The sequence below is a fragment of the Billgrantia gudaonensis genome (genome assembly GCF_900100195.1).
GTDB lineage: Bacteria > Pseudomonadota > Gammaproteobacteria > Pseudomonadales > Halomonadaceae > Halomonas > Halomonas gudaonensis.
In genome coordinates, this window is record NZ_FNES01000009.1 from 33,264 (window position 1) to 46,342 (window position 13,079).

General features: G+C 65.9%; 13 protein-coding genes and 1 other RNA gene. 4 read left to right on the plus strand and 10 right to left on the minus strand.

Features of this window, described 5'->3' with window-relative positions; translation table 11 throughout:
- Window positions 1–12 precede the first annotated feature (12 nt).
- The 8 genes from mraY to rsmI all read right to left on the minus strand — a co-directional run bounded on the left by mraY (window position 13) and on the right by rsmI (window position 8,322).
- Window positions 13–1,095, minus strand: a complete 1,083-nt coding sequence (gene mraY / locus BLP96_RS11660) for a phospho-N-acetylmuramoyl-pentapeptide-transferase (RefSeq protein WP_089686355.1) — start codon at window positions 1,093–1,095, stop codon at window positions 13–15.
- 14 nt (window positions 1,096–1,109) lie between these two features.
- On the minus strand, window positions 1,110–2,471 hold the full coding sequence (locus tag BLP96_RS11665; protein ID WP_089686357.1) for a UDP-N-acetylmuramoyl-tripeptide--D-alanyl-D-alanine ligase: 1,362 nt from the start codon (window positions 2,469–2,471) through the stop codon (window positions 1,110–1,112).
- A complete protein-coding gene (locus BLP96_RS11670; RefSeq protein ID WP_089686359.1) occupies window positions 2,468–3,976 on the minus strand; it encodes a UDP-N-acetylmuramoyl-L-alanyl-D-glutamate--2,6-diaminopimelate ligase in 1,509 nt (502 codons plus the stop codon). The genes BLP96_RS11665 and BLP96_RS11670 overlap by 4 nt, the downstream gene beginning before the upstream one ends.
- A gap of 22 nt (window positions 3,977–3,998) precedes the next feature.
- Window positions 3,999–5,711: a peptidoglycan D,D-transpeptidase FtsI family protein gene (locus tag BLP96_RS11675; protein WP_089686361.1), complete on the minus strand. Its 1,713-nt coding sequence runs from the start codon at window positions 5,709–5,711 to the stop codon at window positions 3,999–4,001.
- The gene (ftsL, locus tag BLP96_RS11680) at window positions 5,708–6,037 is read right to left on the minus strand and encodes a cell division protein FtsL (protein ID WP_089686363.1); all 330 of its coding nucleotides are present in this window, start codon (window positions 6,035–6,037) and stop codon (window positions 5,708–5,710) included. Before ftsL ends, BLP96_RS11675 begins: the two co-directional genes overlap by 4 nt.
- Before the next feature lie 6 nt (window positions 6,038–6,043).
- Complete coding sequence (rsmH, locus tag BLP96_RS11685; RefSeq protein ID WP_089686586.1) at window positions 6,044–7,000, minus strand: 16S rRNA (cytosine(1402)-N(4))-methyltransferase RsmH; 957 nt, start codon at window positions 6,998–7,000, stop codon at window positions 6,044–6,046.
- Window positions 7,001–7,059: 59 nt separating this feature from the next.
- Window positions 7,060–7,426: RNase P RNA component class A (gene rnpB / locus BLP96_RS11690), an RNA gene on the minus strand.
- A gap of 32 nt (window positions 7,427–7,458) precedes the next feature.
- Window positions 7,459–8,322 carry a 16S rRNA (cytidine(1402)-2'-O)-methyltransferase gene (rsmI, locus tag BLP96_RS11695; RefSeq protein WP_089686364.1) on the minus strand — a complete coding sequence of 288 codons (864 nt, stop codon included), beginning with the start codon at window positions 8,320–8,322 and terminating at the stop codon, window positions 7,459–7,461.
- A gap of 41 nt (window positions 8,323–8,363) precedes the next feature.
- Between rsmI and BLP96_RS11700 the strand changes: the two genes are divergently transcribed.
- The 4 genes from BLP96_RS11700 to BLP96_RS11715 are packed head-to-tail and all read left to right on the plus strand — an operon-like array spanning window position 8,364 to window position 11,750.
- Window positions 8,364–10,196 carry a penicillin-binding protein activator gene (locus tag BLP96_RS11700; RefSeq protein ID WP_089686366.1) on the plus strand — a complete coding sequence of 611 codons (1,833 nt, stop codon included), beginning with the start codon at window positions 8,364–8,366 and terminating at the stop codon, window positions 10,194–10,196.
- The gene (locus BLP96_RS11705) at window positions 10,183–10,551 is read left to right on the plus strand and encodes a YraN family protein (RefSeq protein ID WP_089686368.1); all 369 of its coding nucleotides are present in this window, start codon (window positions 10,183–10,185) and stop codon (window positions 10,549–10,551) included. The genes BLP96_RS11700 and BLP96_RS11705 overlap by 14 nt, the downstream gene beginning before the upstream one ends.
- Window positions 10,552–10,573: 22 nt before the next feature.
- A complete protein-coding gene (locus BLP96_RS11710) occupies window positions 10,574–11,167 on the plus strand; it encodes a phosphoheptose isomerase (protein WP_089686370.1) in 594 nt (197 codons plus the stop codon).
- 4 nt (window positions 11,168–11,171) lie between these two features.
- Window positions 11,172–11,750, plus strand: a complete 579-nt coding sequence (locus BLP96_RS11715) for a BON domain-containing protein (RefSeq protein ID WP_089686372.1) — start codon at window positions 11,172–11,174, stop codon at window positions 11,748–11,750.
- Window positions 11,751–11,823: 73 nt separating this feature from the next.
- Here BLP96_RS11715 and BLP96_RS11720 read toward each other — a convergent pair whose 3' ends face one another.
- Together BLP96_RS11720 and sspA are read right to left on the minus strand one after the other, a co-directional pair.
- The gene (locus BLP96_RS11720) at window positions 11,824–12,297 is read right to left on the minus strand and encodes a ClpXP protease specificity-enhancing factor (protein ID WP_089686373.1); all 474 of its coding nucleotides are present in this window, start codon (window positions 12,295–12,297) and stop codon (window positions 11,824–11,826) included.
- Between the two features lie 39 nt (window positions 12,298–12,336).
- Window positions 12,337–12,963, minus strand: a complete 627-nt coding sequence (gene sspA, locus BLP96_RS11725) for a stringent starvation protein SspA (protein ID WP_089686375.1) — start codon at window positions 12,961–12,963, stop codon at window positions 12,337–12,339.
- Between the last annotated feature and the right edge of the window lie 116 nt (window positions 12,964–13,079).

The following is a 13,079-nucleotide window of genomic DNA, read 5'->3' on the forward strand; positions in this document are numbered from 1 at the left end:
CATCGGACTGCATCAGCGCACCTTGAGGGTGGCCAGGCCGACCAGCACCAGCACCACGGTGATGATCCAGAAGCGCACGATGACCCGCGGCTCCGGCCAGCCCTTGAGCTCGTAGTGGTGGTGCAGCGGGGCCATGCGGAAGATGCGCCGACCGGTGAGCTTGTAGGAGCCCACCTGCAAGATCACCGAGACGGTTTCCATGACGAAAATGCCTCCCATCACGAAGAGCACGATCTCCTGACGCACGATCACCGCCACCACGCCCAGGGCCGCCCCCAGGGCCAGCGCTCCGACATCCCCCATGAAGACCTGGGCCGGATAGGTATTGAACCACAGAAAGCCCAGGCCGGCGCCGGCAATGGTGGCACAGAACACGGCCAACTCGCCCGCGCCAGGGATGTTGGGAATCTGCAGGTAGTCGGCAAAGACGGCGTTGCCGCTGGCATAGGCGAATACGGCAAGCCCCATGGCCACCATCACGGTAGGCATGATGGCCAGGCCATCGAGACCGTCGGTCAGATTGACGGCATTGGAGCTGCCCACGATCACCAGGTAGGTGAGCACGACGTAGAAGACGCCGAGCGGCAGCACGAACTCCTTGAACAGGGGCACGATCAGGCTGGTCTCCACCGGCGAAGCGGCGGTGACGTAAAGCAGCACGGCGGCCAGGCCACCGATCAGCGACTGCCAGAAATACTTCCAGCGGGCCGGCAGACCGCGCGGGTTCTTCTCCACCACCTTGCGATAGTCATCGACCCAGCCGATGGCACCGAAGCCCAGCGTCACCGCCAGCACGATCCACACGTAGTGGTTGGCGAGATCGCCCCACAGCAGGGTGCTGACCGCCATCGACACGAGGATCATGGCGCCGCCCATGGTCGGCGTGCCGGCCTTGGAAAGATGCGACTGGGGGCCATCGTCGCGTACCGCCTGGCCGATCTGGCGCTCGACCAGGCGGCGAATCATCCATGGCCCCAAGAACAGGCACAGCAGCAGCGCCGTCAACGTGCCCAGGATCATGCGCAGGGTCAGGTAATTGAAGACATTGAAGGCACTCTGGAATTGCGCCAGAAAATCGGCCAGAAAAAGCAGCATGTGTTGCGCTCACCTCATGCATCGGCGCGCAGGGCGGCCACGACCTTTTCCATGCCGGCACTGCGCGATCCCTTGACCAGCACGCTGGCGCCGGGGGGCAGATGGTCCAGGACGTGACGCGTCAGCGCCTCTCGGTCATTGAAATGGTACCCGCCTTCTCCGAAGGCGTCACACGCGGGCCGCGCTGGCGCCCCGCAGGTACCGAGCATGTCGATTCCCCGTTCCCTTGCATAGCGTCCGACCTCGGCATGCAGCCGATCGGCGTCAGCGCCCAGTTCGCCCATGGCACCCAACAGGCACCAGCGCGGGCCCGGCCATTCGCCCAGCAAATCCAGCGCTGCCTTGACCGCACCGGGATTGGCGTTGTAACTATCGTCCAGCACGTGCGTACCGCGAATGCCGTCCACCACGGCAAGGCGTCCCGGCAGCGGCGGAGCCGCTGCCAGACCGGCAACGACGCGGCCGGCGGAGATGCCGAGCGCCAACGCCGCCGCGGCCGCCGCCAGGGCATTGGCCACGCTGTGGCGGCCCAGCAGGGCAAGCTGCACGCGCCCCGCCGTGCGACCATCCACGACAAGCGTGAAAGCATAACGCCCCAGAGCATCGCAGACCAGCTCGGTGGCATGCACCCGGGCGGCCTCGCTGAAACCGAAGTCGAGCACTTCACGGGGAGCAGCCAGACGCGACCAGAGGGGAAAATAGGCGTCGTCGCGATTGAGCACCGCCACGCCATCGTTCGTCAGGCCGGCGAGGATCTCCGCCTTGGCCTGGGCGATACGGCCCATGCCGCCGAATTCACCGACATGAGCGCCGGTGACGTTGGTGATCACCGTGGCCTGCGGCTCGGCCAGAGCCGTCGTCCAGGCAATCTCGCCCAGGTGGTTCGCACCCAGCTCCAGTACGGCATGGCGGTGATGCGGCATCAGCTCCAGCAGGGTCAGCGGCACACCGATGTCATTGTTGAGATTGGCGTGGGTGGCCAGCGTCTTGCCCTCGATCTCCAGCACGCTCCTGAGCAGTTCCTTGACACTGGTCTTGCCGCTGTTACCGGTCACGGCCACCAGGTGCCCTCCCCACACGCGACGCCGAGCACGCCCCAGCAACCCGAGGGCGAGGCGGGTATCCGGCACCCGAAGCTGCGGCAGCGGATCGTCCACTACCTGCTCCACCAGCGCCGCCGCAGCTCCCGCCTCACGGGCCTGGGCAATGAAGTCGTGACCATCGAAACGCTCGCCGCGCAGGGCCACGAAGAGCGCGCCGGGAACGGGCTGGCGGCTATCGGTGACGATGTCGGCAAGGCGGCGGTCCTCATCGGGTGGCGACACACCCAGTTCAGTGGCCACCGCTTCCAGAGTACCGAGACCGCAACGGCTCATGCCTTGGCCTCCCGCTCATCCAGCGCCAGCCTCACCGTTTCCACATCACTGAACGGATGACGCACGCCGTCGATCTCCTGATAGGTTTCGTGCCCCTTGCCGGCCACCAGCACCACGTCGTCGGGCGCGGCCTCGGCCAGCGTCCATGCAATGGCCTGCGCTCGTCCTGCCCGATTCCAGGCCCGCGGGCTCGCCGCCGACGAAAGGCCGGCCATGATCTGTTCGCGAATCGCTGCCGGATTCTCACCGCGGGGATTGTCATCGGTGACGACCAGACGGTCGGCATGGCGCTCGGCAGCGGCAGCCATCAGCGGCCGCTTGCCGGCGTCGCGTTCTCCGCCGCAGCCGAACAGACACCACAGTCGCCCCGGTCCCGGCAAGTGCGCGCGCAGCGCTGCCAAGGCATTCTCCAGCGCATCCGGCGTGTGCGCGTAGTCGACGATCACGCTGGGGCATCCGGGCCGGGTGAGCGGCTGCAGACGGCCCGGCACCGGCGAAATGCGTGCCGCCGCCGCGAACAGCGCTTCCAGCGATGCACCCAGACCGTACAGCGTGGCCATGGCCAGCAGCAGGTTGTCGAGAGTGAAGCGACCCAACAGCGGAAGCTCGAGGGGGAACTCACCTTCCGGCGTTGCGACCAGTGCCAGCTGCCCCTCGGGCGATGCCTGCCAGTCGAGCACGCGCAGCGTGGCCGCCGGGTCGCTGCCGACGGCCAGTACCCGAACGCCATCGGCCACGCCGGCAAGCATCAGCCGCGCCAGCCGGTCGTCGGCATTGACCACGGCCAGGACGAGCTCCGGCCGGCGAAACAGGCGAGCCTTGGCCGCAGCGTAAGCGGCCATGCTGCCATGGTAGTCGAGGTGGTCGCGGCTCAGGTTGGTGAATATCGCCGCCGTGACCCGGCAGCCATCCAGGCGCCCCTGTTCCAGGGCATGCGAGGAAGCCTCCATGGCCACCCTCGTCATGCCGTCAGCGGCCATTTCGCCCAGTGCCGCCTGCAGCATCAGCGGCCCGGGGGTCGTCAGCCGCCCTTCGGCCAAGGCGCCCGGCCGTCCGTGGCCCAGGGTACCCACCACCCCGGCCTCGCAGCCCAGCTGCCGGCTCAGTTCGGCAATGAAGTGAGTCACCGAGCTCTTGCCATTGGTACCGGTGACGCCGATCAGCTCGAGCGAATCGGGCACGGCATAGAGCGCTTGTCCCAGTTCGCCCAGCCGTTGACGCAGAAAGGGCAATGGCACCACGCGCCAATCGGCCAGCGCCTCGGGCAGTCTTTCGTCCCGGCCCAGATGATAAAGCACCCGTTCGGCACCGGCCGACAGGGCCGCCTCGACGAAATCCCGGCCATCGACTGCCTCACCGGGAACCGCCACGAAGACATCGCCCGGCTCGACCCGGCGACTGTCCTCGACCAGGCGTACCCTTGCCGGCAAGGGAGCGTCATCGGCTGGCAGGTCGGGCCAACAGCGGCGCAGTGCCGACTGGAAACGGGCTGCTGTCACGTGCATGGGCAGTTCTCCGGTACGGTGGTCATTGACGCTCACGCTGGTCGGGCGGCACATCGAGCAGGCGCAAGGCGCTACCGGCCACGCGCGAGAAGACCGGGGCCGCCACGGCCCCCCCGAAATAGTCGTCGCCGCGTGGCCGATCGATCATCACCACGGTGACGATGCGCGGATCGGAAACCGGGGCAATGCCCGCGAACAGGCTGCGATAGGCATCCTTTTCATAACCGCGCGCCGAGGATTTGCGCACCGTCCCCGTCTTGCCGGCCACCCGATAGCCCGGCACGGCGGCCCTTCGACCACCGGTGCCGGGCTGCACGGAAGCCTCCATGATGCGCAACAGCTCGTGGGCCACCGCCGGCTCGATGGCCTCGACGCCGCTCGCCGGTTGAGCGCGCTTGAGCAGCGACGGAGGCATTCGTACCCCGTCGTTGGCCAGTGCGGTGTAGGCGCTGGCCAGCTGCAGCGCCGAGACCGACAAGCCATATCCGTAGGAGAGCGCCGCCCACTGGCTACTCGACCAGCGCACCGGCGCCGGCAGACTCCCCACCGCTTCTCCGGGAAAGCCCGTTTCGGGGCTCTGGCCGAAGCCCAGGCGGCAATAGAGTTCGGGCACCCGGGGCTCGTCGAGGCCAAGCACGAGCTTGGACATCCCGATGTTGGAAGATTTCTCGAGAATGCCGGCCAGGTCCAATTCGCCATAGTTGCGAATGTCGCGAATGGTGAACTGATCGATGCGCATCCATCCTGGAGACGTGTCGATGACGGTGTCGAGGGAGTACTCGCCGCTCTCGAGGATGGCTGCCATGGCCAGCGGCTTGACCACCGAGCCCGGCTCGAACACGTCGACGATCGCCTGGTTGCGCAATCCTTGCGGATCGAGTCCCGCCCGGTTGTTGGGGTTGTAGGATGGCTGATTGGCCATGGCCAGCACTTCACCGGTGCGCGCATCAAGCATCACCACGATGCCGCCATCGGCCTCGTGCTCCGCGACCGCCTTCTTGAGCTCGCGATAGGCCACGTATTGCAGCCGTTGGTCGATGGACAGCGTCAGCTCGCCGCCGGGTTCGGCTTCGCGCAGCACTTCGAGGTCGCGCACCAGCTGGCCACGGCGATCCTTGACCACGCGCCGCTTCCCAGGGGTGCCGGCCAAGTGGGGCTGATAGGCGAGCTCGAGCCCTTCCTGACCGCGATCGTCGACGTTGGTGACGCCCACCAGCTGTGCCGTCACCTCTCCTGCCGGGTAGTAGCGTTTGTACTCATGCTGGGCATAGACCCCCGCCAGGCGAAGATCGAGAACCCGCTGGGCGGCTGCGGGGGTCAACTGACGTCGCAAGTACATGAATTCATGATCGGCATAGCGTTCCAGACGTCCATCGAGTTCGTCCAGGCTCATGCCGAGAGCTTGAGCGAGCATCAGGCGTTGGATGCGATCGTCGGCGATTTCCTGAGGGTTGGCCCAAAGCGTCACCACCGGCGTGGAAATCGCCAGTGGCTCGCCATGGCGATCGGTGATCATCCCACGATGGGCGGACAGCGGTTCGGTGCGCAGAATCCGCGCATTGCCCTGCCCCTGGAGGAAGGGCTGATCGAGGACATGGAGCGTCACGATGCGCGCCCCAAGCAGCAGCATGCCGAGCGCGACCAGCACCAGCACCACGGCATATCGCGCCCGCCCCATGGGAGGCGATGCAGGGCGATGGCGAGGAGTGACGCCATTGCTCGGGGATGCGCTCATGGGCGAATCACCTCGACGTCGGTGACATCGGGCAGGCGCATGTCGAGCCGCTCCGAAGCCAGCCGCTCGATGCGTGCCGGTGACGACCAGGTGCTTTCCTCGAGCAGCAGTCGCCCCCATTCGGTCTGCAGCTGATCGCGCTCGCGCTCTAGTTGCTGCAGACGGGCGTACTGCTCACGAGTCAGGTGGCTGGCGGAAATCGACGCCATGGCCGAAGCCAGGCATGCCACCGCCAGCAATGCCACCAGTGCCAAGCGCACGCCCCCGAGCCGCCCCAAGGGCCAGCCGAAGCGTGACATGCCGGAATGCTGCGACGCTGTACTCATGGTCCTTCAGGCCAGCTTGCGAGCCGCGCGCATCACCGCACTGCGGGCGCGGGGATTGGCGTCGACCTCTGCCGGTGACGGCCGCTGAGCCTTGCCCAGCGCAACCAGCCTCCTGTCCAGCTGCGCATCGCGGATCGGCACATCCCGCGGCAAGTGGCTGTCGCCGCGCACGTGTTCGCGAATGAAGCGCTTGACTCGCCGATCCTCGAGGGAGTGGAAGCTGATCACCACCAGGTGGCCGCCCGGCGCCAGCGTTTCCAGGCCGGCGCTCAGCGCCGCATCGAGCTGTTCGAGCTCGCCATTGACGTGGATGCGCAACGCTTGGAAGACCCGTGTGGCCGGATGCTTGCCCTTCTCCCAAGCGGGATGGGCCGTCTTGACCACCTCGGCGAGATCCGCCGTACGGGTGAAGGGGCGCTCGACACGTCGAGCCACGATGGCTCTCGCCAGTCGGCGGGCAAAACGCTCCTCGCCATACTCCTTGAAGACCCGAGCCAGTTCGGCTTCGTCGGCATCGGCCAGAAAGTCGGCGGCACTCTTTCCGCGCGTGGGGTCCATGCGCATGTCGAGGGGCCCATCGCGCAGGAAACTGAAGCCGCGCTCGGGGTCGTCCAGTTGAGGCGAGGAGACGCCCACATCGAGCAGCACGCCGGCCAGGCGGCCCTGCACCCCGTGGGCTGCAGCAATCTCGTCGAGCCTGGCGAACTCACCCTTCTCGATGGTGAAGCGCGGATCGTCGATACCCCCGGCCTCGGCCACGGCCTGAGGGTCGCGATCGATGGCCAGCAACCGCCCCGTCGGTGCCAGCCGCGCAAGGATGGCCCGGCTGTGACCACCGCGACCGAAGGTACCGTCCAGATAGACGCCCTCCGGGTCGTGAACCAGGGTATCGACCGCTCCGTCGAGCAGGACGCTGGCATGGCGAAAGCCGCGGAGGGCCGATTCGGGGGCGGATGACGACATGCGCTTCTCGGTGTTGGGAGCCGGGCGACGGTCGCTGCCGCCGTGCCGGCCAGTAAAACGGAGGGAGTCGGCCGATAAGCCGGGTTCTGTCGTGGACAGCCATTCCTCTAATCACTGCGTCACCGCAGTGCTCTAGCGACCTACCCGAACCCGACGCGGGCCACGCCTTGGGGTTCCTATTTGGTCTTGCTCCGGGTGGGGTTTGCCGTGCCACGCACTGTTGCCAGGCGCGCGGTGCGCTCTTACCGCACCCTTTCACCCTTGCCGGCCTCCCGCAGGAGACGTAGGCGGTCTGCTCTCTGCTGCACTTTCCGTCGGCTCGCGCCGCCCAGGCGTTACCTGGCACCCTGCCCTGTGGAGCCCGGACTTTCCTCCCCCGTGGCCGACCATCGAGGTCGGAACGGCGGCGACTGTCTGGCCAACTCCGAGCGCAAGAATACCAGCGCCCGGGAACCCTCTCAATGACTTTGCCGGGTCTCCTTGATCACCTGAGCCCGGGCATACCAAGCCTTCTTCGTCCCGCCCAGCAACCGTGCAGCCACGCCGGCAGCCTGCTTGACGCCCATGCCCTCGTCCAACAAGGCCCGCAACAGCGCTTCCCCGTCGATCTGCATCGCCGCCCCCCGACGCGGCTCTGCGCCGGCCAGCATGACCACGAACTCGCCGCGAGCCTGATCGGGATCTTCCGCCAGGCGAATCGACAGGCTCTCAGCACTGCCTTCGAGAAACGTCTCGTAGGCCTTGGTCAGCTCGCGCGCCAGTACCAGGTGCCGCTGTCCCAGCACGGCGCCGATGTCAGCCAGAGTATCTCGAATGCGGTGCGGCGACTCGTAGAGCACCAGCGTTTCTTCGCGTTCCGCCAGCGCTTCCAGCCGCGCCCGGCGTGCCGAACCACGCGCCGGCAGGAAACCTTCGAAGAGAAAGCGGTCGGTAGGCAGGCCGGCCGCCGAGAGCGCCGCCACCAGGGCACAAGCGCCGGGGATGGGAACCACTCGTCGCCCCCTCGCCCGCAGCTCCCGAACCAGCACGAAGCCAGGGTCGCTGATCAGCGGCGTGCCGGCATCGCTGATCAGAGCGATGTCGTCACCCGCTCCCAGACGCGCATCGATCTGCGCGACGCGAGCCGTTTCGTTGTGTTCATGCAGCGACAGCAATGGGCGATGAAGCCCAAGATGGCGCAGCAAGCGGGCGCTGTGCCGCGTATCCTCGGCCGCGACCAGAGCCACCTCGGCCAGGACGCGCGCCGCCCGCGGACTCAGGTCGTCCAGATTCCCAATCGGCGTGGCGACCACGTACAATGATCCTGAGCTCGAATCCGACATGAGGGCTCCCGGCAAGCGACGACGACAAGGGACACGTTATCATGGACAAGACGCCTCGCGGCCTGCTGGCCACCGTGCTGTTCGCGCTGCTGCTCGGCGGTTGCGCGTATCAGCCGGGACCGGCCGAGCGACTCCCCGACGACCCGCAAGCGCTACTCGAGCAAGCCAGCCAGCAAGAAGGCGAGCAAGCGGCCATCAGCCGCCTCGAAGCGGCCGCCATCCTAGCACGGCAGGATCAACGCACCCAGGCTCTGGAGGTCGCATCCGAACTCGACGATGCCGCACTCGACGATGCCGACTACCAGCGCTGGGCACTGCTGCTGTCACGCCTCGGTGGCGAAGCGGAAGACGCCTCGGCCGTGCTCCGCGCCACTCAGGACATCGACGCGCGCGACATCGACCGGGAAGCGGCGAATACCCTGCGGGAGCGCCGAGCGCGCGCCCTGGCCGAGATCGGCGAACACCTGGCCGCAGCCCAGGCTTTTCTCGCCGTGCAGCGCGACACCGACGCCACCGCCCTCAACGAGGACATCTGGCACTCGCTGTCACGCCTCGACGGCCAGCAACTGGCCGCCCTGGCAGATGACGCCGGAGGACTCACCGAAGGATGGATCGAACTGGCCCGCCTGACCCGCGATTCCGGCAGCGACATCGAGCGCCTGTTCTCGCAGGTCGACTCCTGGCGCAATCGCAACCCTCGCCACCCTGCCGCCCGTGAAGTTCCCAGCGACCTGCTGGCCCTGCGCGAACTGCGTGGCCAGGAAATCCGCCACGTTGCCGTCTTTCTACCCGAGTCGGGTCCGCTGGCCAGTGTCGCCGAGGCGATCCGCCAGGGGCTGCGCACCCACCACCTCAATGCCGTGGAGCGCAACGGGGGGCTGCGCATGAGCTTTTTCGACTCGAGTCTGGGCGACCTCGAACTCCTGTACGCCGAGGCACGCGACGCCGGCGCACAGGTAGCCATCGGCCCGCTCGACAAGGAACTGGTGACCCGGCTCGAGGAGCGTGATCGGGTGCCGATCCCGACCCTGGCTCTCAACTATGGTGAAAACGACCGCAACCAGGCCGACCGACTCTATCAGTACGGTCTTTCGGCCGAGGACGAAGCGCGCCAGGTTGCGCGCCGCGCCCGCGAGGACGGCCATCGCCGGGCTGCCATGCTGATTCCCGACAACGGCTGGGGCCGCCGGGTGGGTGAAGCCTTCGAAGCAGCCTGGCAGCGCCAGGATGGCACCATCACCAGCCGGGTCTCCTACGATCCGTCCGGCTCGGCCACCGACAGTACCCAGCGTGCCCTGGACGGTGGTACTCCCGACATGCTCTTCCTGCTCGCGGTGCCCAGCTTCGCCCGACAGGTTCCCCCCACCCTCGACTACTACGATGCCGCCGAACTGCCCATCTACGCCACCTCGCACCTCCATGAGGGACGCCCTCAGCCGCTGCTGGACCACGATCTCGATGGCGTCAACTTCATCGACATTCCCTGGCAGATCCCCGATGCCGCGGTCGGCGGCGAGGAAGCCCTGCCCTTTCAGGCCAGTTATCGCCAGCTGCGCGAGGATGCCGACCCGTCTCTGTTTCGCCTTCTGGCCATGGGCGTAGATGCCTACGAACTGGCACTGCGTCTACCCCAGTTCCGCCTCCTCCCCGACAGCGAATTGTTCGGCGCCACCGGCACGCTGAGCGTGGGCAGCGACGGTCGCATTCACCGCCGCCTGCCATGGGCTCGCTTCGAGAACGGCTTGCCCCGTCCGGTACTGGTCACCGACTTTCTGGATGACGAAGGAGTGACCGATGACGCCATGAGCCTCGACGACGCCCCACTCGGCAACGAGCCGCTGAAGGCCCCGGAGAGCAGCGATGGCGAACGGTAGCGACGCCCGAGCAAGGGGCGCGCAGATCGAGCAGCGGGCGGCGGAGTGGCTGGCCGCTCGTGGGCTCGTACTGGTGGCACGCAACCAGCACGCCAAGGGCGGCGAGCTCGATCTGGTCATGCGCGACGGCGACACCCTGATCTTCGTCGAGGTACGTCACAGGACCGATAGCCGTCATGGGCACCCGCTGGAAACGATCACCGCCGCCAAGCAACGCCGCCTGATACGGGCAGCGCGTTTTTATCTCACCCGCAACCGGCTATCATGTCCCTGCCGCTTCGACGCCCTGGCCGTTACCGGCACGCCGCCCGAACTCGACTTCGAGTGGGTTCAAGGCGCCTTCGAAGCTACCTAAGTTCCGGGACCAGGATCACAGAATGGACTTCCAGCAGCGAATACTCGGACACTTCAATGCCAGCATCGATACCAAGACCTACGCCAGCGAGGTCCTGCCGCCATTCATCGAGGTCGCCAGCCAGATGATGGTCCAGTGCCTGGTCAACGAGGGCAAGGTTCTCGCCTGCGGCAACGGCGGCAGCGCCGGCGACAGTCAGCATTTCTCCTCGGAACTGCTCAACCGTTTCGAACGCGAAAGACCCAGCCTACCGGCCCTGGCACTGACCACGGACACGTCCACGCTCACCTCCATCGCCAACGACTACAGCTACAACGACGTCTTTTCCAAGCAGGTACGTGCCCTGGGCCAGCCCGGCGATATCCTGCTGGCCATCTCCACCAGCGGCAACTCCGCCAACGTGATTCAAGCCATCCAGGCCGCCCACGACCGCGACATGACGGTGGTGGCACTGACCGGCCGCGACGGTGGCGACATGGCATCGCTGCTTGGCCAGGACGACTGCGAGATTCGTGTACCGGCCACCTCCACGGCACGCATCCAGGAGGTGCACCTGCTGGTCATCCACTGCCTGTGCGATCTCATCGACGAACAACTCTTCGGCACGAGCGAGTAGCCCCATGACCCGATACCGCCTCATTCCATTCCTGCTCCTGACCGCCCTGCTCGGCCTGACCGGCTGTACGGCCATCACCGGCGTCACCCACCCCGGCACCATCGAGGAAAACTACGGCGAGCGTACCCTGGGCACGAAAGTCGAAGACGAGAGCATCGAAACCAAGGTCACGCACAACTTGCGTCGCAGCGACTCGCGCCTGGACGATGCGCGGATCAACGTCGATGCCTACAACCGCGTGGTGCTGCTCACCGGCCAGGTGCCCAGCGAAGAGCTCAAGCAAATGGCCAGCGACATCGCCAGCGACGTGCGAAACGTGCGCGCCGTGCACAATGAGCTGGCCATTGCCGGCAACCTTCCCGCCAGTCAGCGTCTGGCAGATACCTGGCTCAATACCCGCATCCGTACGTCCCTGGCAGCCGACGAGACCATCGATACCAGCCGCCTGCGCTTCATTACCGAGAACGCCAGCGTCTATATCATGGGGATCGTCACCCGCGCCGAGGCCGACCGCATCGTCGATGCCGTCTCGGGCATTGGCGGCGTGCAACGCATCGTCAAGGTCTTCGACTACCTGGACTGAGCGTCCATAAACGACAACGGCAGGCCCGTTCGGCCTGCCGTTGCGGCGTCCTCTTCCCCGCACGGGGATCGTGCTACTTGACGACCCTCAGCGAAGGTCGACCGCGAGAAGGTGACGGCGACTCATCGTCGTCATCGCGACTGTACTGCGTGTCATGCTCCCCTTCGTTTTCACCAGGCTGCTGCGCTTCGGGGGAAGACGCCTCCTCGGCGGACCCGGCCTCGGGTTGAGGCATGACCGGCTCGTGACCGAAGACCATGCCAACACCCGTCTCACGGGCGTAGATCGCCACCAGGGCACTCATCGGCACCACGACCTGCATGGCCTGCCCTCCAAAGCTGGCGTGGAAGGAGAGACAGGCATTGTCGATGGCGAGATCCCGAACCGCGGTTGGACCCACGTTCAGCACGATCTGGCCATTCTGCACGAACTGACGGGGCACCTTGACGCCCGGCTGCTCGGCATCCACCACCACATAGGGCGTTTGTTCATTGTCCAGCAGCCACTCGTAGAGGCCCCTGGTCAGATAGGGACGGCTCGACAGCATCGGTTGGCCCTCCTCCGGTTGATTGACGCCAGCTTCCGTTCAAGCGCGGATTTCGCGCTCGCGCTCGCTGAGCGAAGCAATGAAGGCATCGCGCTCGAACAGTCTTTCCATGTAGCTGATCAGCGGCTTGACCTGCTTTTCGGGCAGCTCGATGCCCAGTTCCGGCAAGCGCCACAGAATCGGAGCAATGCAACAGTCCACCAACGAGAACTCCTCGCTCATGAAATAGGGCACATCCTCGAAAATGGGCGAAATGCCAACCAGACTCTCGCGCAGTTCCTTGCGCGACTTCTCGACGTCCTTCTTCCCGCCTTGTTCGATTTGCTCGACCAGTGGACACCATTCGCGCTCGATGCGATGCATCCACAATCGACTCTGAGCACGAGCCACCGGATAGACCGGCAGCAATGGCGGATGCGGAAAGCGCTCATCGAGGTACTCCATCATCACCTTGGATTCATAGAGAACCAGATCCCTGTCCAGCAGCGTGGGCACGCTATTGTAGGGGTTGAGGTCGGCGAGCTCCTCGGGACGCCGATCGCCGTTGACCTCCACGATGTCCACCGCAACGCCTTTCTCGGCCAGCACGATGCGCACACGATGACTGAAGTGATCATCGCTACCGGAGTAGAAGGTCATCGATGACCGCTTGGCCACTACACCCATGAAACATTCCTCGCATCAAATCGAACTCGAATGATAACACGCGAGCCACCTGTCAGGGACGCCGACGTTACACTCAACGTCGACTTCGAGACAACGCACAGGGGGCGCACGGCCTA